This is a genomic window from Pseudonocardia yunnanensis (genome assembly GCF_039534065.1).
In the GTDB taxonomy this organism is placed as follows: Bacteria; Actinomycetota; Actinomycetes; order Mycobacteriales; family Pseudonocardiaceae; genus Pseudonocardia; species Pseudonocardia yunnanensis.
In genome coordinates this window covers 43,617-64,681 of record NZ_BAAAUS010000017.1, presented here as the reverse complement: position 1 = coordinate 64,681, position 21,065 = coordinate 43,617, and the positions used below count along the sequence as shown (strand labels likewise).

General features: G+C 73.3%; 22 protein-coding genes. 19 read left to right on the top strand and 3 right to left on the bottom strand.

What is annotated here, in order from left to right; all coding sequences use genetic code 11:
• Positions 1–7 precede the first annotated feature (7 nt).
• Positions 8–1,300, bottom strand: a complete 1,293-nt coding sequence (locus tag ABD743_RS17000; RefSeq protein WP_344723053.1) for an MFS transporter — start codon at positions 1,298–1,300, stop codon at positions 8–10.
• A 170-nt stretch (positions 1,301–1,470) separates the two neighbouring features.
• Between ABD743_RS17000 and ABD743_RS16995 the strand changes: the two genes are divergently transcribed.
• From ABD743_RS16995 to eccB, 14 genes are all read left to right on the top strand, one after another.
• Complete coding sequence (locus tag ABD743_RS16995; RefSeq protein WP_344723052.1) at positions 1,471–1,932, top strand: DUF1707 SHOCT-like domain-containing protein; 462 nt, start codon at positions 1,471–1,473, stop codon at positions 1,930–1,932.
• Between the two features lie 195 nt (positions 1,933–2,127).
• On the top strand, positions 2,128–2,349 hold the full coding sequence (gene infA / locus ABD743_RS16990; RefSeq protein ID WP_028929190.1) for a translation initiation factor IF-1: 222 nt from the start codon (positions 2,128–2,130) through the stop codon (positions 2,347–2,349).
• An 83-nt stretch (positions 2,350–2,432) separates the two neighbouring features.
• Complete coding sequence (gene rpmJ, locus ABD743_RS16985) at positions 2,433–2,546, top strand: 50S ribosomal protein L36 (RefSeq protein ID WP_010148647.1); 114 nt, start codon at positions 2,433–2,435, stop codon at positions 2,544–2,546.
• Between the two features lie 216 nt (positions 2,547–2,762).
• Positions 2,763–3,143: a 30S ribosomal protein S13 gene (gene rpsM / locus ABD743_RS16980; RefSeq protein WP_344723051.1), complete on the top strand. Its 381-nt coding sequence runs from the start codon at positions 2,763–2,765 to the stop codon at positions 3,141–3,143.
• Positions 3,143–3,550, top strand: a complete 408-nt coding sequence (gene rpsK, locus ABD743_RS16975) for a 30S ribosomal protein S11 (RefSeq protein ID WP_241037478.1) — start codon at positions 3,143–3,145, stop codon at positions 3,548–3,550. The genes rpsM and rpsK overlap by 1 nt, the downstream gene beginning before the upstream one ends.
• A 19-nt stretch (positions 3,551–3,569) precedes the next feature.
• Positions 3,570–4,175, top strand: a complete 606-nt coding sequence (rpsD, locus tag ABD743_RS16970) for a 30S ribosomal protein S4 (protein WP_344723050.1) — start codon at positions 3,570–3,572, stop codon at positions 4,173–4,175.
• 109 nt (positions 4,176–4,284) lie between these two features.
• Positions 4,285–5,328, top strand: coding sequence for a DNA-directed RNA polymerase subunit alpha (locus ABD743_RS16965; protein ID WP_344723049.1), 1,044 nt, complete (start codon positions 4,285–4,287; stop codon positions 5,326–5,328).
• A 2-nt stretch (positions 5,329–5,330) separates the two neighbouring features.
• Positions 5,331–5,945: a 50S ribosomal protein L17 gene (gene rplQ, locus ABD743_RS16960; RefSeq protein WP_344723048.1), complete on the top strand. Its 615-nt coding sequence runs from the start codon at positions 5,331–5,333 to the stop codon at positions 5,943–5,945.
• A gap of 137 nt (positions 5,946–6,082) precedes the next feature.
• Entirely contained in the window at positions 6,083–6,871 is a 789-nt protein-coding gene (truA, locus tag ABD743_RS16955; protein ID WP_344723228.1) for a tRNA pseudouridine(38-40) synthase TruA, read from the top strand.
• Positions 6,872–7,247: 376 nt separating this feature from the next.
• Entirely contained in the window at positions 7,248–7,373 is a 126-nt protein-coding gene (locus ABD743_RS16950) for a hypothetical protein (RefSeq protein WP_344723047.1), read from the top strand.
• Positions 7,374–7,416: 43 nt separating this feature from the next.
• Complete coding sequence (locus tag ABD743_RS16945) at positions 7,417–8,874, top strand: purine-cytosine permease family protein (protein ID WP_344723046.1); 1,458 nt, start codon at positions 7,417–7,419, stop codon at positions 8,872–8,874.
• Between the two features lie 4 nt (positions 8,875–8,878).
• Entirely contained in the window at positions 8,879–9,352 is a 474-nt protein-coding gene (locus ABD743_RS16940; RefSeq protein ID WP_344723045.1) for a nucleoside deaminase, read from the top strand.
• On the top strand, positions 9,349–10,293 hold the full coding sequence (locus tag ABD743_RS16935) for an isopenicillin N synthase family dioxygenase (RefSeq protein ID WP_344723044.1): 945 nt from the start codon (positions 9,349–9,351) through the stop codon (positions 10,291–10,293). The genes ABD743_RS16940 and ABD743_RS16935 overlap by 4 nt, the downstream gene beginning before the upstream one ends.
• A 58-nt stretch (positions 10,294–10,351) precedes the next feature.
• Complete coding sequence (eccB, locus tag ABD743_RS16930) at positions 10,352–11,791, top strand: type VII secretion protein EccB (RefSeq protein WP_344723043.1); 1,440 nt, start codon at positions 10,352–10,354, stop codon at positions 11,789–11,791.
• A gap of 34 nt (positions 11,792–11,825) precedes the next feature.
• Here eccB and mycP read toward each other — a convergent pair whose 3' ends face one another.
• Together mycP and eccD are read right to left on the bottom strand one after the other, a co-directional pair.
• The gene (mycP, locus tag ABD743_RS16925) at positions 11,826–13,115 is read right to left on the bottom strand and encodes a type VII secretion-associated serine protease mycosin (protein WP_344723042.1); all 1,290 of its coding nucleotides are present in this window, start codon (positions 13,113–13,115) and stop codon (positions 11,826–11,828) included.
• Positions 13,112–14,491 carry a type VII secretion integral membrane protein EccD gene (eccD, locus tag ABD743_RS16920; RefSeq protein ID WP_344723041.1) on the bottom strand — a complete coding sequence of 460 codons (1,380 nt, stop codon included), beginning with the start codon at positions 14,489–14,491 and terminating at the stop codon, positions 13,112–13,114. The genes mycP and eccD overlap by 4 nt, the downstream gene beginning before the upstream one ends.
• 153 nt (positions 14,492–14,644) lie before the next feature.
• Between eccD and eccCa the strand changes: the two genes are divergently transcribed.
• The 5 genes from eccCa (at position 14,645) to ABD743_RS16895 (ending at position 20,880) form a co-directional block, all read left to right on the top strand.
• Positions 14,645–18,574 (top strand): type VII secretion protein EccCa, encoded by a 3,930-nt coding sequence (eccCa, locus tag ABD743_RS16915; RefSeq protein ID WP_344723040.1) that lies wholly within the window; start codon positions 14,645–14,647, stop codon positions 18,572–18,574.
• Complete coding sequence (locus tag ABD743_RS16910) at positions 18,571–18,699, top strand: hypothetical protein (protein WP_344723039.1); 129 nt, start codon at positions 18,571–18,573, stop codon at positions 18,697–18,699. The genes eccCa and ABD743_RS16910 overlap by 4 nt, the downstream gene beginning before the upstream one ends.
• On the top strand, positions 18,696–20,135 hold the full coding sequence (locus ABD743_RS16905) for a type VII secretion-associated protein (protein ID WP_344723038.1): 1,440 nt from the start codon (positions 18,696–18,698) through the stop codon (positions 20,133–20,135). The genes ABD743_RS16910 and ABD743_RS16905 overlap by 4 nt, the downstream gene beginning before the upstream one ends.
• A gap of 133 nt (positions 20,136–20,268) precedes the next feature.
• On the top strand, positions 20,269–20,580 hold the full coding sequence (locus ABD743_RS16900) for a WXG100 family type VII secretion target (RefSeq protein ID WP_241037490.1): 312 nt from the start codon (positions 20,269–20,271) through the stop codon (positions 20,578–20,580).
• A gap of 12 nt (positions 20,581–20,592) precedes the next feature.
• Positions 20,593–20,880 carry a WXG100 family type VII secretion target gene (locus ABD743_RS16895; RefSeq protein ID WP_344723037.1) on the top strand — a complete coding sequence of 96 codons (288 nt, stop codon included), beginning with the start codon at positions 20,593–20,595 and terminating at the stop codon, positions 20,878–20,880.
• The last annotated feature ends 185 nt before the right edge of the window (positions 20,881–21,065 follow it).

The window sequence follows — 21,065 nt, the reverse complement described above, 5'->3', positions numbered from 1 at the left end:
GTGGCCGTTACTCCTGGGGGTCGGGGGTGTCGAGTGGGTGGGCGATCTCGTCGGCGGGCAGCCGCCAGCCCACGATCGCCGCCACCGCGAGGAACACCGGGATGGCGCCGGCCAGCACGAACGTCATGGGGACGCCGAGCCACTCGCCGACCGGGCCCGCGAGCGCCATCGACACGGGCATCAGGGCGAGCGAGACGAAGAAGTCCAGGCTGGAGACGCGGCCGAGCAGGTGCCGGGGCACCCGGCGCTGCAGCAGCGTTCCCCAGATGACCATCGCGGCCGCACCGGTGAAGCCGACGACGAACGTGGCCACCGCCATGACCCACAGCTGCCGGGTGAGGCCGATCAACATCATCGGCGCCGTGCCCACGCCCCAGAGCAGGATCATCGCGGTGAGGTACCGCCGGGGCAGCCGCAATGACGACACGACGAGCGAGCCGATGGCGCCACCGATCCCGAACGCAGCGAGGACGAGGGCGAAGCTGCTGGCGCCGCCGCCCGTCTGGTCGCGCACGGCGAAGGGCAGCAGCACCTCGATCGGGCCGATGAGCACGAGGACGTACAGCGTTGCGAAAGCGAGGGTGGCGAACAGCCACCCGGTGCGGAAGAGGTAGCGGAAGCCCTCGGCCAGATCGCCGAGAACGGAGCTGCGAACCTCGTCGTCCGCGACGACCGGCGCGGCGCGCATGGCGAGCAGCGCCACGAGCGCGAGCGCGTAGATCCCGGCCGCGAGCAGCAGGGAGATGCCCGGGACGAACGAACCGATGAGCAGGCCCGCCAGCGCCGGGCCGAGTGCCTGCTGCGCGATGGGCCGGAGTGTGCCCTCGACGCCGTTGGCGGCGAGCAGTTCGTCCGGGGGTAGCAGCGTGGGCAGGATCGCCGAGTAGGCGGGGTAGAAGAAGGCCTCGGCGGCGCCGATGACGAAGGCGATCACGGCCAGGTGCCACAGTTGCAGCGCGCCGGTGACGGCGAGCGCGCCGGCGAGCCCCGCCGAGGCGATGCGGACGACCTCCACCCCGATCATGACGGCACGTTTGGGTAACCGGTCGGCGGCCACGCCCCCGATCAGCACGCTCACGAGCAGCCCGGCGCTCGCAGCGGCGGCGACGAGGGACAGCTCGGACGGGCCACCGTCCAGAGCGATGACCTGGTACACGATCGCGACGAGCCACAGGCCGCTCGCGAAGAGCGAGGCCGCCATCGAGGCCGCCAGCAACCGGTACTCGCGATGGGCGAACGGTCGCAGCGCACGGGGAAGCCGGACGGTTCGGGCTTCGGGGGCCGAGGAGGTTTCCTTCATCACCGTTCCAACGAACTACGTGAACAGGACTTCAAGTCAAGAAATGGGCGAAACGGGCCGCCGGGACCTTAGCCCGACCGGGGTGCGGCAAGCGCGTGATTTGCCCGATCCGGCGAGGTCGGAGCCGTTCGCCGGTGGCTGTGCGAGGCAGCCGGAGGCACCATGGAGCTGTGGACGAGACGGCGGATCCCGGCCCGCCGCACGTGCGGCCCGAGAACATGCGAGCCGGAGACGTCGACCGGGAGCAGGTGCTGGACCGGCTGCGCATCGCACACGCGGAGGGCCGGCTCGACCTCGACGAGTTCGACGAGCGCATCACCGCCACGCTCGCCGCCCGCACCTACGCCGACCTGCGTGCGCTCACCGTGGACCTGCCGGGTCAGCCGCCGGCGCCACCGGCCGCCACCCCGCCGCCCCCTGAGCCGGGCCCGCTCCAGGATCTCGACGCGCTCCAGGAGCGGGACCTGCGCGGAGCTGTGATCGGGTGGGCCGGGGCGAGCGTCGTGACGATCGCGATCTGGGCAATGAGCTGCATCGCGACGGCCTCGTTCGTGTACCCGTGGTGGATATGGGTGGCCGGTCCGTGGGGGCTGGTGCTGCTGTCGTCCTGGGTGCGCGACAGGCGGCAGTAGTGCGGGGTGACCAGATCCACCCCGTGGGGCGTCTACCCCATGTGCGGGTGCGGCCGCAACGGTCGTACACTGGGAGTTCGGCGCGCCCTACGGCGCCGGTTCCGTCGTGCCTCCCCGCACCTCACGGTCCCGGAGCAGCGACGTGCCTACGCACGGAACCGAGAGTACGCACACCTGTCACGGAACGCGGAGGACATGGCCAAGAAGGACGGGGCGATCGAGGTCGAGGGCCGGGTGGTTGAGCCCTTGCCGAACGCGATGTTCCGCGTGGAGCTCGAGAACGGACACCGGGTCCTTGCCCACATCAGCGGCAAGATGCGCCAGCACTACATCCGGATCCTCCCGGAGGACCGGGTTGTGGTCGAGCTGTCGCCGTACGACCTGACCCGCGGCCGCATCGTCTACCGCTACAAGTGACGAAGCCGCGTCGTCACCCTCACCGGTGGCGACGCTCGTGACGCCACTTCGACACACCGACACCAACTGAGAGAGCGACGGACGTGAAGGTCCAGCCGAGCGTCAAGAAGATCTGCGACAAGTGCAAGGTGATCCGCCGTCACGGGCGGGTCATGGTGATCTGCGAGAACCTGCGCCACAAGCAGCGCCAGGGCTGATCGCGGTCGCCGTCGCAGACGGCGCACCACCGAGCACCACCAGCTACAACACGAGACACCAGCAACACAGAGGAACCTGGCGCACCTACCGGGCCACACGGGCCCGGTCCACCCCCGGAACCAGGCCGGGGCCCGGCACAGCGCGAGCATGAGGCGGCGGGCCGGGGCGGGCGTCGGGCAGACCTGGCTCAACGGAACAGAGGAGAACCCCGCCGTATGGCACGCCTTGCCGGCGTCGACCTCCCCCGCGACAAGCGGATGGAGATCGCGCTCACCTACATCTTCGGGATCGGGCGCACCCGATCCCTCCAGATCCTCGAGGCCACCGGGATCGACCGCGACCTGCGGTCGAAGGACCTGACCGACGAGGACCTCGCCGCCCTCCGCGAGTACATCGAGACCAACTTCCGCGTCGAGGGTGATCTGCGCCGTGAGGTGCAGGCCGACATCCGTCGCAAGATCGAGATCGGCTGCTACCAGGGGATCCGGCACCGCCGGGGCCTGCCGGTGCGTGGCCAGCGCACCAAGACCAACGCCCGCGGCCGCAAGGGACCGAAGAAGACGGTCGCCGGCAAGAAGAAGGCAGGTAAGAAGTAATGCCGCCCCGCACTCGCGCTGCGTCCGGGCCCAAGAAGGTCCGGCGCAAGGAGAAGAAGAACGTCGCGCACGGCCACGCGCACATCAAGAGCACCTTCAACAACACCATCGTGTCGATCACCGACCCGACCGGTGCCGTGATCGCGTGGGCTTCCGCAGGCCACGTCGGTTTCAAGGGCTCGCGCAAGTCCACGCCGTTCGCCGCGCAGATGGCCGCCGAGAACGCCGCCCGCAAGGCCGCCGAGCACGGCATGAAGAAGGTCGACGTCTTCGTCAAGGGCCCCGGCTCCGGACGTGAGACGGCGATCCGTTCACTGCAGGCCGCCGGCCTCGAGGTCGGCACCATCTCCGACGTCACCCCGCAGCCGCACAACGGCTGCCGCCCGCCCAAGCGGCGCCGGGTCTAGGGAAAGGGAGTAACAAGACATGGCTCGTTACACCGGACCCATGACCCGCAAGTCCCGCCGACTGAAGGTCGACCTCGTCGGCGGCGACCAGGCGTTCGAGCGTCGTCCCTACCCGCCCGGCCAGCACGGCCGGATCCGGATCAAGGAGACGGAGTACCTCCTGCAGATGCAGGAGAAGCAGAAGGCCCGCTTCGCGTACGGCGTGCTCGAGAAGCAGTTCCGCCGGTACTACGAAGAGGCCAACCGTCGCCAGGGCAAGACCGGCGACAACCTCCTGCAGATCCTCGAGACGCGGCTCGACAACGTCGTCTACCGGGCCGGGCTCGCCCGCACCCGGCGGATGGCCCGTCAGCTGGTGAACCACGGCCACTTCGCTGTCAACGGCAAGAAGGTCGACATCCCCAGCTTCCGGGTGTCGCAGTACGACGTCATCGACGTCCGGCCGAAGTCGCTGGCCACCGACCCGTTCATCATCGCCAAGGAGCTGCTGGGCGACCGCCCGGTTCCTGGCTGGCTGCAGGTTGTCCCGTCGAACCTGCGAATCCTGGTCCACCAGCTGCCCGAGCGTGCGCAGATCGACACGCAGGTCACCGAGCAGCTGATCGTCGAGCTCTACTCGAAGTGATCTGCCTCGGGTAGCAGCTCGACACCCCCGGCCCCGCAGGGAGGGGCCGGGGGATTTCCACTGCGGCATCAAATAGCGGTTGCCGCAGGGTGTGAGGAGGCACCAACCCATGCTGATCTCTCAGCGACCCACCCTGACCGAGGACTCGGTCGTCGACACCCGTTCCCGGTTCGTCATCGAGCCGCTGGAGCCGGGCTTCGGCTACACGCTGGGCAACTCGCTCCGGCGCACGCTTCTCTCCTCGATCCCCGGCTCGGCGGTCACCAGCATCCGCATCGACGGCGTGCTGCACGAGTTCACCACCGTGCCGGGTGTGAAGGAGGACGTCACCGACATCATCCTCAACCTCAAGGAGCTGGTCGTCAGCTCCGAGGAGGACGAGCCGGTGACGATGTACCTGCGCAAGCAGGGCCCCGGCCCGGTCACGGCGGGCGACATCGTGCCTCCGGCCGGCGTCACCGTGCACAACCCGGACCTGCACATCGCCACCCTCAACGACAAGGGCCGCCTCGAGGTGGAGCTCGTCGTGGAGCGTGGCCGTGGCTACGTCCCGGCCATGCAGAACAAGGCCACCGGCGCCGAGATCGGCCGCATCCCGGTCGACTCCATCTACTCGCCGGTCCTGAAGGTGACCTACAAGGTCGAGGCCACCCGTGTCGAGCAGCGCACCGACTTCGACAAGTTGGTGCTCGACGTGGAGACCAAGCCCTCGATCACGCCCCGGGACGCGCTGGCCTCGGCCGGCAAGACCCTCGTCGAGCTGTTCGGCCTCGCGCGCGAGCTGAACGTCGACGCCGAGGGCATCGAGATCGGCCCGTCGCCGCAGGAGGCCGACACCATCGCGGCCTTCGCGATGCCGATCGAGGAGCTGGACCTCACCGTCCGCTCGTACAACTGCTTGAAGCGCGAGGGCATCCACACCGTGGGTGAGCTGGTGGGCCGCAGCGAGGCCGACCTGCTCGACATCCGCAACTTCGGTGCCAAGTCGATCGACGAGGTCAAGATGAAGCTCGTCGGCCTCGGGCTCGCGCTCAAGGACAGCCCGCCCGGATTCGACCCGTCGGCTGCGGCCGCCGACTTCGGCTCCGAAACGTTCGACCCCGAGCACTTCGGGGACGACGGCCAGGACTACGCAGAAACGGAGCAGCTGTAGCCATGCCTCAGCCCACCAAGGGGCCTCGTCTCGGCGGGTCGCCTGCGCACCAGCGGCTGATCCTGGCCAACCTGGCCACCGCGCTGTTCGAGCACGGCCGGATCACCACCACCGAGGCCAAGGCCCGGCGGCTGCGGCCCTACGCCGAGCGCCTGATCACCAAGGCCAAGCGTGGCGACCTGCACAACCGTCGCGAGATCCAGAAGGTCATCCGCGACAAGACGGTCGTGCACCGGCTCATCGCCGACATCGGCCCGTTCTTCGCCGACCGCGACGGCGGTTACACCCGGATCACCAAGACGCTGCCGCGCAAGGGCGACAACGCCCCCATGGCCGTGATCGAGCTGGTCCAGCAGAAGACGGTCACCGACGAGGCAGAGCGCGCCCGTCGCGTCGCGTCGTCGCAGCGCAAGCCCGCCACCCCGGCTCCGGCCGAGGCGGCTCCGGCTGCCGACGAGACGCCGGCCACCGACCAGACCGAGGCGACCGAGCCCACCGCGGTCGAGACCGAGGCCACGGGCACCACGAGTGCTCCGGCCGAGGAGAGCGCCGCTCCGGCTGCCGGGTCCGGTCAGCCCGCGTCGAAGCGTGAGGACAACTCCACCGAGGAGTCCTGATAGTCGCGCAGCACCCGCACCACCCCGTCGAGCCCGCCGTCCTCCGTGACGGCGGGCTCGCGGGTCTTCCGGGGCATCTCGGCCCTGCCGAAGAAGCGAGTCGCGATCGGGAAACGGGCGACTCGCAGAGGTTCCGGCTGGACATCGCCTACGACGGCACCGACTTCTCGGGCTGGGCGATGCAGCCGGCCCGCCGGACGGTGTGCGGGGTGCTCACCGAGGCGCTCTCAACGGTGGTGCGGGCGCCCGTGCAGCTGACCGTCGCCGGGCGCACCGATGCCGGGGTGCACGCCACCGGCCAGGTGGCGCATGTCGACCTCGCTGCCGACCTCGACGGGACGTGGCTGGTGCGAAGGCTGGCCCGGCTGCTGCCGTCCGACGTGCGGGTGCGCGCGGTCATCCCCGTTCCCGCGGCCTTCGACGCCCGGTTCTCGGCGCTGCGCCGCCACTACCGATACCGGGTGGCCACCGCGCCGCACGGCGCGGAGCCGCTGCGCGCCCGCGACACGCTCTCCTGGCCGCATCCGCTGGATCTCACGGCGGTCACTGATGCGTCCGAACGTCTGCTCGGCGAGCACGACTTCGCCGCGTTCTGCAAGCGCCGCGAGGGAGCTACCACGGTGCGAGCGTTGCAGCGGTTGTCCTGGACGGAGGCCGGCGGCGGCGTCGTGGAGGCGGCCGTGTCCGCCGATGCGTTCTGCCACTCGATGGTGCGGAGCCTGGTCGGCGCGCTGCTCGACGTGGGCCGCGGGCGGCGGGCGGGGGCGTGGCCCGCCGAGCTGCTCACCCGCGGCGAGCGGGCGAGCGAGGTACCCGTTGCCCCGGCCCACGGCCTGACGCTCGTGGCCGTGGACTACCCGCCGGACGCCGAGCTCGCCGCCCGCGCCGACGCCACACGCCGCAAGCGCGTGCTCGGCGCGCAGTAGCGCACAGTCGGCGCGCTCGGCGCCGAGAGATCGTTCCGCGCTCTGGCGCCGGTGGCCCGTGGCAGTCACACTGTGCGCCCCACCCTTTGATCTTGTCGTCACAACCAAGTGCGTAACTCCCTCGGGCGACCCCCCTTTGCCCATGGGAGTGGGTGCTCTGCGCCCAGACCGTGATCGATCCGGCGTGTCCGGTATCCCGGCCCGCCCCCCGTGCCTGCAGACCAGAAACGGAGATGCCGTGCTCACCACGCCCCCCACGCGGCTGATCGAACCCACCGAATCCGCGGTTTCGCCGTGCGCAACGCCCGCGCATCCGGCAGCCACGACCGCGCATCGAGCAGGGACGGTGCCGGCTCAGAGACCGGCAGCGAGCACCGTGACAGCGGAACAGGTGGAGCGTGCGGTGCTCCAACTGCGGGAGCGGCCCGGGATGTCGCCGGTGGAGCAGATCCACGCGATCCTGCGCGAGCTCGGCCTGACCGTCGCCCCGCCCCTACGGTGAGGGTTCCCGTCTCGACTCCTCGGTCGCTGCAGCTGGTGCCGACGTGACGCCGGAGCCCGCACCCGACCCCGCACCTGACGTGGTGCCCACCGGGCGCGACTACGGCGAACGCGTGATCGCCGTTGAGCCGGGAGGCAACGAGCCGATCCCGGCGGACGAGCGGCACGGCCGCCCGCGGCAGCTGTTCTGGACCTGGACCTCGCCCAACCTCGAGTTCGCCACGATCTTCGTGGGCGTCCTGTCCGTGCAGGCCTTCGGGCTCACGTTCGCCCAGGCCGTCGCGGCTGTGCTCCTCGGCAACGGCCTCGCGGCGATCGCGCACGGCGTGCTCTCGGCCCGCGGACCGCTGGCGGGCGTGCCCCAGATGGTGCTGGGCAGGCTCGCGTTCGGTTATCGGGGCAACGCCCTGCCGGCCGGACTGATGACGATCACGTCCGGGTTCGGCTGGTTCGCGGTCAACAGCGTCAGCGCGGCATTCGCGTTGAACTCGCTCACCGGACTGCACCCGGCGACCTGGCTCGCGGTCGTCGTGCTCGTGCAGATCGCCGTCGCGTTCGTCGGCCACAACCTCGTGCAGGTCTTCGAACGCTTCGCCTTCCCCGTCCTCGCGCTGGTGTTCGCGGTCGGGGCCGTGATCGTGCTGGCGCAGTCGGACCCGTCGGCCGTGCCCGCCGGCGGAGGCACCGGAGGCGTCGGGGGGTTCCTGCTCACCGTCGGCGCCGTCTTCGGCTACTCCGCGGGCTGGAGCCCGTACGCGGCCGACTACGCGCGCTACCTGCCGGCCGACTCCCCCCGTCTGCGCACAGGGCTCGCTGCCGGCCTCGGGCTGTTCGGCTCCACCACCGTGCTCATGATCGTGGGAGCGGCATCGGTGAGCGCGACGGCGGCAGCGGGAGTGCTGTCGGACAACCCGACCACGGCGTTCGTCGGAGTGCTCCCCGGGGCGCTCGCGAGCCTCACGCTGCTGGCCATCGCGCTGGGGGCGATCGCGGCCAACGTGCTGAACGTCTACTCGGGCGCGATGTCGTTCCTCAGCATGGGCGTGGACGTCCCGCTGCGTTGGGCCCGGGCCGTGGTGGCTGCGGCGTTCGGCGTGGTCGGTCTCGTCATCGCGCTGCTCGCGCTCGGCGATGCCGCCCACAGCTACGAGGGCTTCCTGCTGGTGATCGTCTACTGGATCGGGCCGTGGCTCGGCGTGGTGCTCACCGACCAGTACCTGCGCCGCGACCGGCTGCCGACCGAACTGCTCTACGACCGCGGCCACCGCAACACTGCCGGCGTCGTGGCCCTCCTCGTGGGCATCGTCGTGTCCGTGCCGCTCTTCTCGAACCAGGTGCTGTTCGTCGGGCTGATCCCACGGCTGGTGCCCGGCGTGGGCGACGTGACGTTCCTCGTCGGCATTGCGCTCTCGGCCGGTGTCTACGCGCTGCTGTTCCGGCGACAGGCGGGCCGCGCAGGGAGAGCGCCTGTTGCGGGGGCGGACGGTCGCCGCGCAGAGTGAGCAGGTGACCACCCTGCCCGTACCGGCGGTGTCCGACCCGGCCGTGCTGCTCGACGTCGCGTTCGGTGAGGCCGAAGCCGGCCTCACCGAGGGCGGCATCCCCATCGGCGCGGCCCTGTTCGCCGCCGACGGCACGCTGCTGGGACGCGGGCACAACCGCCGCGTCCAGGACGACGACCCGTCGATGCACGCCGAGACCGCCGCGTTCCGCGCGGCGGGCAGGCAACGCGACTACCGTTCGACGATCATGGTGACGACGCTGTCGCCGTGCTGGTACTGCTCGGGGCTCGTGCGCCAGTTCGGCATCGGCGCGGTGGTCATCGGCGAGGCCCGCACGTTCCACGGCGGCCACGACTGGCTCGCCGAGCACGGCGTCTCCATCACGGTGCTCGACGACGACCGGTGCGTCGAGCTCATGACCGACTTCATCGCCGCCCGCCCGGACCTGTGGCACGAGGACATCGGGGAGCCCTCTTGATTCCGACGATCGACCTGGCTGCGTGGCGCAGCGGTGACGCGGGCGTCGGTCCCGCTGTCGATGCTGCTCTGCAGCAGGCCGGATTCCTGCTGGTCACAGGCCATGGCGTGGACGATGCCCTGCGTACCGAGGTGCGCGCGGCCGCACGGGCGTTCTTCGCGCTGCCTGCCGAGGTGAAGGCCCGCTACGCCGTGCGGATCGGCGGGCGAGGCTGGCTCGCGCCGGGGGTGGAGGCCAACGGAAACGTCGAGGGGGTGGAGACGCCGCCTGATCTGAAGGAGTCCTTCGCGGTCGGGCCGGACACACCCACCGGTGATCCGGAGGTCGACGACGTGTGGTTCCCGCCGAACGTGTGGCCGCCCGAGGTGCCGGCACTGGAGCACGCGGTCGGCCGGTACGTGGCTGCGATGACAGCGGTGTCGCGCGAGCTGCTGGAGCTGTGCGCGGATGCTCTGGGCCTGCGGCGGGAGACGCTCACCGCCTTGGCCGGCCACCCGACGTGGACGTTCAACATCAACCGGTACCCACCGCTCACCGAGGTCGGCCCGCCCGCGCCGGGGCAGTTCCGGATCGGATCGCACACCGACTTCGGCACCGTCACGGTGTTGGACCGGGAGCCGGGTGCGGGGGGTCTGCAGGTCGACATCGAGGGCATCGGCTGGACCGACGCCCCGTACGACCGGTCCGCGTTCACGGTCAACATCGGCGACCTCCTCGAACACTGGACGGGCATGCGCTGGCGTTCCGGACGGCACCGGGTGCTGCCGCCGCAGGCCGAGTCGCCGCACGAGGAGCTCATCTCGCTGGTGTTCTTCTTCGAGCTCGACCACGACGCGCTGGTCACCCCGCTCGCTCCGCCGATCGGCCGCCGCGCGGATCTGGCTCCGGTCGTCTCGGCCCCGTTCCTGCGGGAGCGGCTCGACGCCATCTCGGTCGGGTAGCGCCACCAGTTCTCCCGAACGGCCACGGCGCGGCGACTCGCGCGGTTAGCGTCTGGCCGTGCCCCGACCGAGCGCCGTGCGGGCCCCCGCCACCCGCGACCAGGCCGATGCGTACCGGTTCGGCCTGCGCCGCATGGAGGCTGCGCTGGTCCGCGGCGATCCCGTGCCGTTGCACGAGCAGATCCGGTCGCAGCGCCGTGCCGCGCTCGCCGGTGTGGCGCTGGGGCTGCTCGGGATCTGTGTCGCGGCCCTCTTCGCGCGGATGGCACCGAGCCCGAGGTGGACCGACGCCGCCGTGGTCATCGGGGCCGACTCCGGGGCGATGTACGTCGTGGCGCACGGGCCCGACCGGCTGGTCCCGGTCGCCAACCTCCCCGCCGCCCGGCTCGTACTCGCGGCGCTGCGCTCAGGTGGCAGCACCGACGCCGACCCGGCGAAGGCCACGCCCGTCACGGTGCCGGACGGCTCCCTCGATGGGGCCCCGCGCACCCCGACCGCCGCGGTCCCGGGCGCGGTGGCCGTCCGGCCGGACTCGACCGTGCCACCCCGGTGGGCGGTGTGTGACCGGACCACGGCCGACGGCGCGCTCGTCGGCACCACCGTGGTGGCCGGCATGCCGACGGCCCCGGAGCCGATGCCCGCGAATGACGGAGTGCTGCTCGACGGGCCCGACGGCGTGACATGGCTGGTGACCGGCGGCCGTCGCCACCGCGTCGACGCCGGCGACGGGAGGGTGCTCGCCGCGTTCGGGCTCACCGCCCGCGTGCCCCGGGCCGCCGCTCCCGATCTGGTGTCGCTGCTCCCCGAAGGAGTCGCGCTGGCCACGCCCGAGGTGGCAGGCCGGGGCCGTCCCGCTCCGGTCGGCCTGCCCGGACGGATCGGCGACGTCCTCACGACCCGGCCGGTCGGCGGTGACCCGCGACATTTCGTCGTGCTGACGGGTGGTCTGCAAGAGGTGCCGGACCTGCTGGCCGAGCTGCTGCGTGTGGCCGCGGGACAGGCACGGGACATCCCCCTCGGCACCGACGAGCTGGCTGAGGCCGCGCTCGTCGGCGATCTTGCCGTCGAGGGCTGGCCTCCCGGCGCCCCACGGCTGCGCGAACCCACGGATGCCCCGGTGGTGTGCTGGACGTGGACCGCCGCCGGGGAGCCGTCCACCGGCGGCGCTGTGTGGGCAGGCGGGGCGGAGCCGGCACCGGCGCAGCCGGTGAGCCTGGCGCAGGCCGACGGGTCAGGGCCGAAGGTGGACGCCGTCGTGGCGGGTTCCGGCGGCGCGGTACGGGCGACCGGGCCGGGACGCTCGCCGGCCGGCGGGCCGTTGTGGCTGGTGTCTGCCACCGGGGTCGCGTTCGGAGTGGCAGACGACGCCACTGCCGCCGCTCTCGGGATCACCTCCGCCGAGCCCGCGCCGGAGGCCGTGCTGCGGTTGCTCCCGAGCGGCCCGGCCCTGGACCTCGCGGCGGCGGGCCGCATGGTGGACGTTCTGCCGGCGGGGTGAGCCTGCCCGTCGTCGTCCGTGGACGGGCACGGGGTCAGCGGGTGCGCCGTGGGCGGCTGCGCAGCAGCACCGCTGCCATCGCGCCGGCCGCCAGCAGCAGGCAGGCTGCCGCGAGGTCGAACGGCGGGCTCGCCGGTTCCGGCGCAGTCGGGTGTGGCGCGGTGCCGGGCAGCGGCGCGACCGATCGCTCGATCGGCCGTTCAGCGGCCGGTTCGAGCACGGCGGGCACGGCCGTGAGCGCGCTGACGGGGTCGATCACACCGTGGCCCAGCCGGTCGTCGCGGCCACCCGCGGGCCGGCGGGCCGTGGCGATGATGCGGTCGGCCACCTGCCGAGCGGTCAGGTCCGGGAAGCGTTCGCGCACGAGCGCGGCCAGGCCGGCCACCCACGGTGCGGCGAAGCTCGTGCCGTCGAGGCCCGAGCTCGTGGTGCCGCCACCGACGGCCAGCGAGCGCAGCCCGGTGCCGGGAGCGGCGACGTCCACCCAGGGGCCGGGCACCGTGAACGGCGCGGCGCTGTCGTCCGGACCGACGGCGCCCACGGCGAGCAGCGTCTCGTCGTACCAGCCCGGGAGCGACACCTGTCCCGTTCCTCGGTCGGTGCACGAGCCCGTGCCCACGTTCCCCGCTGCCGCCACGACCACGACATCGGCCTCCACGGCGTAGCGGAGCGCGGCGTGCAGTCGGGCGCCCGCTGTGGCCGCCAGGTCGGTGGGCACGCACACCGCTCCCGAGATGTTGATGACGTCGGCGCCTTCGCGGACGGCCAGCACCACGGCCTCCGCGAGGGTGCGGGTGTCGCCCGCTGGACGTGTGGTGCCGCCGGGAGCGGAGACCTCGAACGACGAGCTCGACTGGCGGATTGCGAGCAGGCGTGCGCCGGGCGCGATGCCGATCGGTGTGCTGCCACGGCCGGCCGGCTCCGCGGCCGCGGCGAGGAGCCCGGCCACGGCGGTGCCGTGCCCGTCGCAGTCGTCGAGACCGTCGCCTCCGGTGAGGTAGTCCCCGCCGCCACGCAGCCTGCCGCCGAGCAGCCGGTGCGGGAAGACACCGGTGTCGATCACGGCGATGAGCACGTCGCGACCGGTGGCCAGCCGATGGGCCTCGCGCAGCTGGAGACGGGCGGCGGTTGCGTAATCGGCTGGTCGGCCGTCGGCCGCGGGAGGGGTGCAGCGCTGTGGCGGACGAAGACCGGGTGCGGCCCCGGGCGGGCGGCCGCTCGGAGGCTCGACGCCGACCGGGGGTGGCGCCGGGTCGGCCGCGGCGGGGACCGGCACCCCGGTGAGCGCGAGCGCCGTGACGATCGCGCACACCACCCGTCTCACAGGCCCCGGACCAGCCGGAACAGGTCCATCGTGGCGAATGCCAGCGGGATCGCGACGGCGATGAGCAGACCTTCCAGCAGGTCGACCGCCCGGCGGGAGACGGGGGAGCCCAGCGGGGCGCTGCGGCCGAGCGTGAGCGCGCCGGCTGCCGCAGCGACGAGCAGGGCTGCCGCGATTGCCGGCCGGAACGCCGTGCCCGCGTGCACGGCCGCCATGACGGCTAGCCCGATGCCCGCGGCTATCGCGCTCGCCAGCAGGACCCGAACCGGGGCCCGGTCGGCGAAGCTGCGCGCGCGGAGGCCGAGCACCGCCACGACGACCGTCGCGAAGACCGGGCCCGCCCAGCCGCCTGCCCCGGCCGCCGGCAGCGCGGCACCGGCCGTGACCACGGCGCATCCGCCGACCAGCCCGGCGAGGTAGCCGCGGGCCAGGTCGGCACGTTCTGCGAGCTCGTCGGGCGGCAGCAGATCCGGGCCGTCGTCGGCGTCCACGAGCTCACTCCCATCGGCCGGAACGACCGGACGGGGCAACCCGGCGAGTCGCAGCGCCACCCGCGGCAGCACGGGGCCGACGGCCAGGCCGACCGCACCGACGGCCGTGGCCGCGGCGGCGGGGGCGACGCCGAACCGCAGGACCACGAGAGCGGCCACGCCCACAGGTACCGCTGCCACGACGATGCCGACGAGCATCGGAGCCACCACACGCAGCGCGATCTGGGCTACCGCGGCCGTGGTGCCCGCCGCCACGGTGGCCAGCAGCAGCTGCGCTGCGCCACCGGACGCGGACAACGCCGCCCACCCCGCCGCGCCCCCGAGCGCCACGGCCGCCAGCGCGGCCGCCCCCGCTGCCGGATGCACCGACCCGCCGTCCTGCTCCTCGGCACGGCGGGCCAGACGAGCCGCCAGGGCCACCGTGGCCACCGCGCCCAGCGCCGCGACCACTGCAGCCGGCGTCCGGGTGGCGCCCGGTGCGCCCGCCAGCACCGCCGCCGCGGAAAGCGCCACCGCGAGGACCGCCCCCGCACCGAACCGCCGGTCGCCGGAAGTGGCGGAGGCCGCCGTGGCCGCCAGCGCGTCCACAGGGTCGTCGAAGACCGGCGGAGCCGGGGCCGGGCCCTCCGGGGCGATGCGCAGCAGCTCGCCGTCGAGCACGCCGAGTTCGGTGAGAGTGGCCTCCGTCGGCAGCGGCCCCCCGGCGACTCCCGACAGCCGCCACGGCAGGGGACGCAGGCCGAACACCGGCTCGCCGATCAGCTCCAGCACCATCGGCACCAGCTCCGCCACCGGCACGTCGGCGGGCAGCGCCACGTCGACCCGGGCACGGGGGGCGAGCACCGTGAGCCGGCAGTAGGCCGCATCGGCGGCGGGCGCGCGCATGGTCGTTTCTCTCCCCCCGAGCGACGGGACGACTTCTCCGGAACGGCCCCGGCGGCCCCCGTCGGCTGCCTAGCATCGCAGCGCCGAGGCCCCGGGCGGGCCCGTTCGGTGGAAGTCGTCGGGGGTCGGCGGAAACGGCGGGGAGGGGTGCCGATGGGCACGGTGGGGGTCGTCCGGCCGAGGCGCCTGCCGCCGCGGACGCCCGGCGGAGAGCTCACGCTCGAACCGCCCCCGGAACCCGAGCGGATCGTTCCCGCGGGTGTGCCGGCTCGGTTGTTGCCGGTCGTCATGCTCCTCGGGTCCGTCGGTTTCGTCGCCGTACTCGGGGTCGGCAACCCGACGTCGTGGCTGTTCGGTGGCATGTTCGCGATCTCGACGCTCAGCATGATGCTCACCGGCGCCGGTCGCGGCGGCGCGGAGCGCTCGGCGGGCCTCGACGAGGACCGGCGCGACTACCTGCGTTACCTGTCGGTGCTGCGCCGCCGGGTGCGGGGCATCGCGGCCGAGCAGCGCACCGTGCTCGAGTCGGTGCACCCGGATCCGGCAGCCTGGCCCGCGGTGCTCGCGGCAGGTCGCCTCTGGGAACGCAGGGCCGCGGATCCGGACTTCGGGCAGCTGCGCATCGGACGTGGGGCCCAGCGGCTGGCCACGCGGCTCGTAGCCCCGCAGACCGGGCCGGTCGAAGGCCTCGAGCCGGTCACCGCGCTCGCGCTGCGCCGGTTCCTGCTGGGCCACGCCGTCGTGCCCGACCTTCCGGTCGCCCTGTCGCTGCGGGCCAGCTCCACGGTGTGGCTGGAACCGGCCGACCCTGCTGCGGGTCTCGGGCCTGCCCGCGCGCTCGCCCGCGCCGTCGTCGCCCAGTACGCGCTCTGGCACAGCCCGTCCGATGCGCTGCTCGCCGTCGTCGCGCCGCCCACCCTCGCACCGGAGTGGGAGTGGGTGAAGTGGCTGCCGCACGTCGGCCATCCACGCCGTCGCGACGCCGTCGGTCGGCTGCGGATGATCTCCGCCGACGCCGACGACGTGCGCCGCTGGTGGGTGGCCGAGCTCGCAGGCAGACCCGCCGGACCGGGGATGGGCGAACCGCACCTGCTCGTCGTCGTCGACGAGGTGGCCGAGGGGCCGGGGCCGTGGGCGGGCGTCGCCGGGGTCACGGTGCTGCGGGTCGGCGCGCCACCGGGGCGGCGCCCTGGCCCGTCCGTCGTGCGGCTGCTCGTGGGGCCGGGCGAGCTGCACCGCATCGGCGGCGATCAGGCGCCGCACGCCGGCGACGAGCGACCGGCGCTGATCGGGCAGCCGGACGTGCTGGGCGTTGCGGAGGCGCGTGCGCTCGCGCGGCGGCTCGCCCGCTACCGGCAGGGAGGCGCGGAGCCGGTGGGTGAGGCGACCCCGCGCACCGCGCCGGGCCTGCCCACCCTGCTGGGGCTGGAGCCCGGCCAGGCGGGCATCGCGGCGCTACGCGCCCGCTGGGCCCGCTCCGAGACCCACCGGCTCCGCGTCCCGATCGGGGTGGACGAGCGCGGCGGCCCGGTCATGCTCGACCTCAAGGAATCGGCGCAGGGAGGCAGCGGGCCACACGGGCTGTGCGTCGGCGCCACCGGGTCGGGCAAGAGCGAGCTGCTGCGCACGCTCGTGCTCGGTCTCGCGGCAACGCACTCGCCCGCCGAGCTGAACCTCGTGCTCGTCGACTTCAAGGGCGGGGCCACATTTCTCGGGCTGGCCGGGCTGCCGCACGTATCGGCGGTGATCACCAACCTCGCCGACGAGCTGACGCTGGTGGACCGCATGGCCGACGCACTGGCCGGTGAGATCACCCGCCGCCAGGAGCTGCTGCGATCGGCGGGCAACCTCGTCGGGGTCGCCGAATACGCCGCGGCGCGCCGGGCGGGGGCCGACCTGCCGCCGCTGCCGGCGCTGTTCGTCGTGGTCGACGAGTTCTCCGAGCTGCTCACCCAGCGTCCCGAACTGATCGAGCTCCTCGTCACGATCGGCAGGCTCGGTCGCTCTCTCGGAATCCACCTGCTGCTCGCGTCCCAGCGCCTCGAGGAGGGACGGCTTCGCGGGCTGGAGTCGCATCTGTCGTACCGGATCGCCCTGCGCACGTTCTCCGCGTCGGAGTCGCGTGCGGTGCTCGGTGTGCCCGACGCCCACCAGCTTCCCTCAGCGCCCGGGTCGGCCTTCCTCGCCACGGGCACCGACGAGCTCGTGCGGTTCCGCGCCGCCTACGTGTCGGGTCCGGGCAGTGCACCAATGCGCGGAGAGGTGGCGGGGAGGGCCGCTGCGTACCCGTTCCGGGTGGGACCGGTTCCGGTGGTCGCCCCGTCGGAGCCGGCCGCGCCGGCCGAGGAATCCGACGGACTCACCGTGCTCGACACCGTGATCGCGGCGATGGCCGGCCAGGGCCCCGCGGCCCACCGCGTCTGGCTGCCGCCGCTCGATCTCCCGCCGCCGTTGGACGAGGTGCTCGGCCCGGTCCGGGCGGTGCCCGGTCGACGCCCGATGTCGCACCGGGCGGCCCCGCTCCGCGTGGCCGTCGGTCTGGTCGACCGGCCCTACCAGCAGCGACGCGACCCTCTCGTGATCGACCTGGCCGGTGGGTCCGGACACCTCGCGGTGGTGGGTGGGCCGCGCACGGGCAAGTCCACCGCGCTGGCCACGGCCGTGCTCGGGCTCGCGCTCACGCACACACCCGACGAACTGGGTGTGCACGTACTTGACTTCGGCGGCGGAGCGCTCCTCCCACTCGCCGCTCTCCCACACGTCGGCACGGTCGCCGCACGCCAGGAGACCGACCTCGTCCGACGTACCGTCGCGGAGCTCTCCGCTGTGCTCGCTCGCCGCGAACGCCTCTTCCGCGAGGCCGGGATCGCCTCCGTCGAGGAGTTCCGGGCACGCCGCGCAGCCGGTGCTCACCCGGGCGAGCCCTGCACCGACCTCCTGCTCGTCGTCGACGGGTACCTCACGCTGCGCGGTGAGTTCGACGACCTCGAGGCGAGGCTGCTCCCGTTGGCCGCGCAGGGCCTGGCCTACGGGCTGCACCTCGCGGTGTCGGCCACACGGTGGAGCGAGTTGCGCCCGGCCGTGAAGGACCTCCTCGGTGGCCGCATCGAGCTGCGGCTCGGGGAGCCTGCGGAGTCGGAGGTCGACCGTCGCCGGGCCGCCGAGGTACCGAGCCGCCCCGCACACGGCCTCGCGCCCGATGGTGCTCCGGCCGTCGTCGCCGCGCCCCAGCTCAGCACCGGGGCCACCGATCAGCCCGCGCTGGTGGCCGCGGTCGCCGCGGCATGGCCGGGCGCGGGGTTCCCACCGGTGCGGTTGCTGCCCGAACGCATCGACCACGACGCGCTTCCGCCTGCGCCGCCCGGGTCGTGCGGAATCGCGATCGGCGTGGACGAGGAGCGGCTCGACCGCGTGGAGCTCGACCTCGTCGCGGAACCCCACCTGTTGTGCTTCGCCGACGCCGAGAGCGGCAAGACCAACCTGCTGCGCCTCGTCGCGCGTGGAGTCATCGCCCGGCACGGGCCGGAAGCCGCGCGGATCGTGGTCGTCGACCACCGCCGCACGTTGCTCGGCGTGGTGCCGGAGAGCCATCTGATCGGCTACGCGAGCACAGCAGGCGCCACCGCCGAAGCCGCCCGTGAGGTGGCGGCCTCGCTCCGCCGCAGGATGCCCGGCCCCGACGTCACGCCGCGGGCGCTGCGGGAGCGCACCTGGTGGACCGGGCCCGAGGTCTACGTGCTCGTCGACGACTACGACCTGGTGGCGCCCGGCGGCGGTGCCGAGCACCCGCTACTTCCGTTGGTGGAGTTCCTGCCACAGGCCAAGGACGTGGGCCTGCACCTGATCGTCGCCCGTCGTTGCGGCGGTGCGAGCCGCGCGCTGTTCGACCCGTTGCTGGGGCGGCTGCGTGAGCTCGGCGCACCAGGGTTGGTGATGAACGGCAGCTCGGACGAGGGCGCGCTGGTGGAGTCGGTCAAACCCTCGCCCCTGCCTCCCGGCCGGGCCACCCTCGTCGACCGGCGGCGCGGGGCCCGGCGGGTCCAGCTGGCCTGGCTGCCGCCGGACACGCAGGACGAGCCGTGAGCCGCGAAGTCTCCCGGTGTGGAATGCGGGCCGTGAGCGGCTGGGCGGCGCTGCGGCCGATCCGCGAGACCACACCCCTCGCCACCGGAGCTGTGCAGCACCCGCTGCCGGTCGCCGCGCCGTGAGCGGCACGCCGGTCCGCGTCGCCGTTCAGCTGGGCAGCACCACCGCGCGGATGGCAGCCGCCGGTGCCGACGGGGAGCCGTGGTTGGTGGCGCGCAAAGCGGCTCCCGGCGCCACGGTGGCGTCCCTGCTGGCGGAGCTCGCACCGGCGCCCGAGGAGCTCGTGCTCGTCCACCCGGTGAGCTGGCCCTCGTCGCGGGTCGCGTCGTCGCTGGGCGAATGCGTAGGGCTCGGCGGGCGGGTCCGAGCCGTCCCGGCCCCGCTCGCCGCGGCGGGGCTCGGCGCCGTGGCCGTGCTCGATGTCGGACGGACCACGGCAGAGGCCACGCGTTGGGACGCGGCCGGGCGCCTGCTCGCCGTCACGTCCCGACCGGTCGGTGGGGCCGATCTGGATGCGGTGCTGATGCAGCTGCTCCGACTTCCGCACGGGGACCCGACCGCGAGGGCGGAGGCGCAGCGGGTGCGCGAGGCACTGTCCCTGTTGCCCGAGGTCTGGACGCGGGCCCCGGAGCCGGTCCGGGTGGTCGCCGACGAGGTGCGCGAACCGCTGGCGAGGCGCCTCGGTGTGGCGATCGACGCACTGCACGAGGTGGTGCACCGCACAGGGCCGGCACGGGTACTGCTCGTCGGCGGGGTCGCACGCACCCCGCTGCTCGCGGAGCTGCTCGACGAGGCCGGGATCGGCGACGAGGTCTCCGTCGCCCCGCGGCCCGATGTCGCCGCGGTGCTCGGGGCGCTGATGCTGCCCGGCGCTGTCGGCCGGGTGCCGCCCATGCGTGCGAACGCCCCGTCCTCGTCGCGCGGCCCGGGTGCCCTCGGCTCGCCCTCCGTCGGCCACGAGCGGGCCGCAGAGGCGTTCGTGGCCCGCAGGTTGCCGCCACCGCTTCCCCGGACCCGCAGGCCGCTGCGCACGGTCCTGCTGCTCGTCGCGGCCGCCGGTGTCGTCGCAGGCCTCCTCGGTGTGGGCGCTTTGTTGCCATCGCCGTCGACGGCGGTGCCGGCCGGCGTGCTCGTGCAGTACGGCTACCGGCTGGACGTGCCGTCGGGGTGGGAGCACACCGGCGGCCTGCCGGCGCGGCGCCGCACCCTGCTCACCCCGGCCGGGGCGCCGGAGGGCAGTGATCTCATCGCGGTCGAGCGGAGTCCGCTCGGCTACGACACCGGTGCCGAGCCCGAACGAGCGCGGGCGGAGCTGCGCGCAGAGTTCGACACGGCCGTGGTGGGTGGGTCCCCGCTCTCGGACTTCCGCATCACCAGCATCGCCGGGCGCGAGGTCGCCACCTACCGGCAGCAGGAGGCGGGCCCCACGGCCGTCGAGTGGTTCGTGCTCCTCGACGGTGATGCTCAGCTCAGCGTCGGCTGCAAGCAGACGGCGTCCGGGAGCGCAGCGGTGCAGGCGGCCTGCGCCATCGTCGTCGCCTCGGTGCGACGGGCCTGAGCAGGCGAGTGGCCCGCTCGCGCTCAGCCGTTCGCACCCGCACACGATCTCGCTGGTTCGGCCCCGCGCCGTCGTCACCCCTGCGACGGTGGCCCGGCAGCAGACGGCTGGAACGGGAACAGGGGTGATCGACATGGCCGACGGGTTCGGCACCACCGTCGAGGAGATGCAGCGGGCCGGAAGGCATGTGTTCGCGGTGAACGACGCCGTGCAGGCCGATCTCGCCACGTTGCGCGGCAGGCTCGCCCCGTTGGCGGGGGCATGGCGGGGAGAGGCGTCCACGGCGTTCACGGCGCTGATGGCGCGATGGGACGCCGACGCCCGTGCCTTGAACGAGGCGCTGCGCACGATCGGCGAGGCGATACAGGGCACGGGCGCGAGCTATCAGGCACAGGAGGAGCAGCGCACCGGAGAGCTGTCCTCGATCCGTGCGGCGCTGGGCTGAGGGGAGCGAGCAATGCCTGAGATCAAGGTCACGTTCGGGGCGCTGGAAGTGGCGCGGACGGACGTCGGCACCACCGCCAACCGCATCTCTGGCCAGCTGGAGGAGCTCAAACGGTTCCTGGCGCCGATGGTCGCAGGCTGGGAGGGGCAGGCGGCCACCGAGTACCAGGCCACCCAGCGCCGATGGGACACGGCCGCAGCCGATCTGGCGGCGGTGCTCGCCCAGATCGGCGTGGCCCTGGGCACGGCCAACGAGAGTTATCAGCAGGTCGAGCGGGCCAACGCGGCCCGCTGGAGGTAGCGTCGAGGGCAACGGAACAGGGTGCCCGGCGGTTGGAGGGGGCGTTTTGACCCCGCTTCAGACCGGCGGGTACCCTCGTTCTTCGATGTGCGGTGGGTGGAGACCCGCGGTCGCTCTCAACGGCGGCCCGCACGGCCCCATCCGGGCCCGGCGCCTTCCTCCGCACCCGCGACCAGAGGCAGCTC

Bases quoted from the DNA above. Each gene is read 5' to 3' on its own strand.
- ABD743_RS17000 (WP_344723053.1), bottom strand. From the start codon at position 1,300: ATGAAGGAAACCTCCTCGGCCCCCGAAGCCCGAACCGTCCGGCTTCCC.
- infA (WP_028929190.1), top strand. From the start codon at position 2,128: ATGGCCAAGAAGGACGGGGCGATCGAGGTCGAGGGCCGGGTGGTTGAG.
- rpsM (WP_344723051.1), top strand. From the start codon at position 2,763: ATGGCACGCCTTGCCGGCGTCGACCTCCCCCGCGACAAGCGGATGGAG.
- rpsK (WP_241037478.1), top strand. From the start codon at position 3,143: ATGCCGCCCCGCACTCGCGCTGCGTCCGGGCCCAAGAAGGTCCGGCGC.
- rpsD (WP_344723050.1), top strand. From the start codon at position 3,570: ATGGCTCGTTACACCGGACCCATGACCCGCAAGTCCCGCCGACTGAAG.
- ABD743_RS16965 (WP_344723049.1), top strand. From the start codon at position 4,285: ATGCTGATCTCTCAGCGACCCACCCTGACCGAGGACTCGGTCGTCGAC.
- rplQ (WP_344723048.1), top strand. From the start codon at position 5,331: ATGCCTCAGCCCACCAAGGGGCCTCGTCTCGGCGGGTCGCCTGCGCAC.
- eccD (WP_344723041.1), bottom strand. From the start codon at position 14,491: ATGCGCGCGCCCGCCGCCGATGCGGCCTACTGCCGGCTCACGGTGCTC.
- eccCa (WP_344723040.1), top strand. From the start codon at position 14,645: ATGGGCACGGTGGGGGTCGTCCGGCCGAGGCGCCTGCCGCCGCGGACG.
- ABD743_RS16900 (WP_241037490.1), top strand. From the start codon at position 20,269: ATGGCCGACGGGTTCGGCACCACCGTCGAGGAGATGCAGCGGGCCGGA.
- ABD743_RS16895 (WP_344723037.1), top strand. From the start codon at position 20,593: ATGCCTGAGATCAAGGTCACGTTCGGGGCGCTGGAAGTGGCGCGGACG.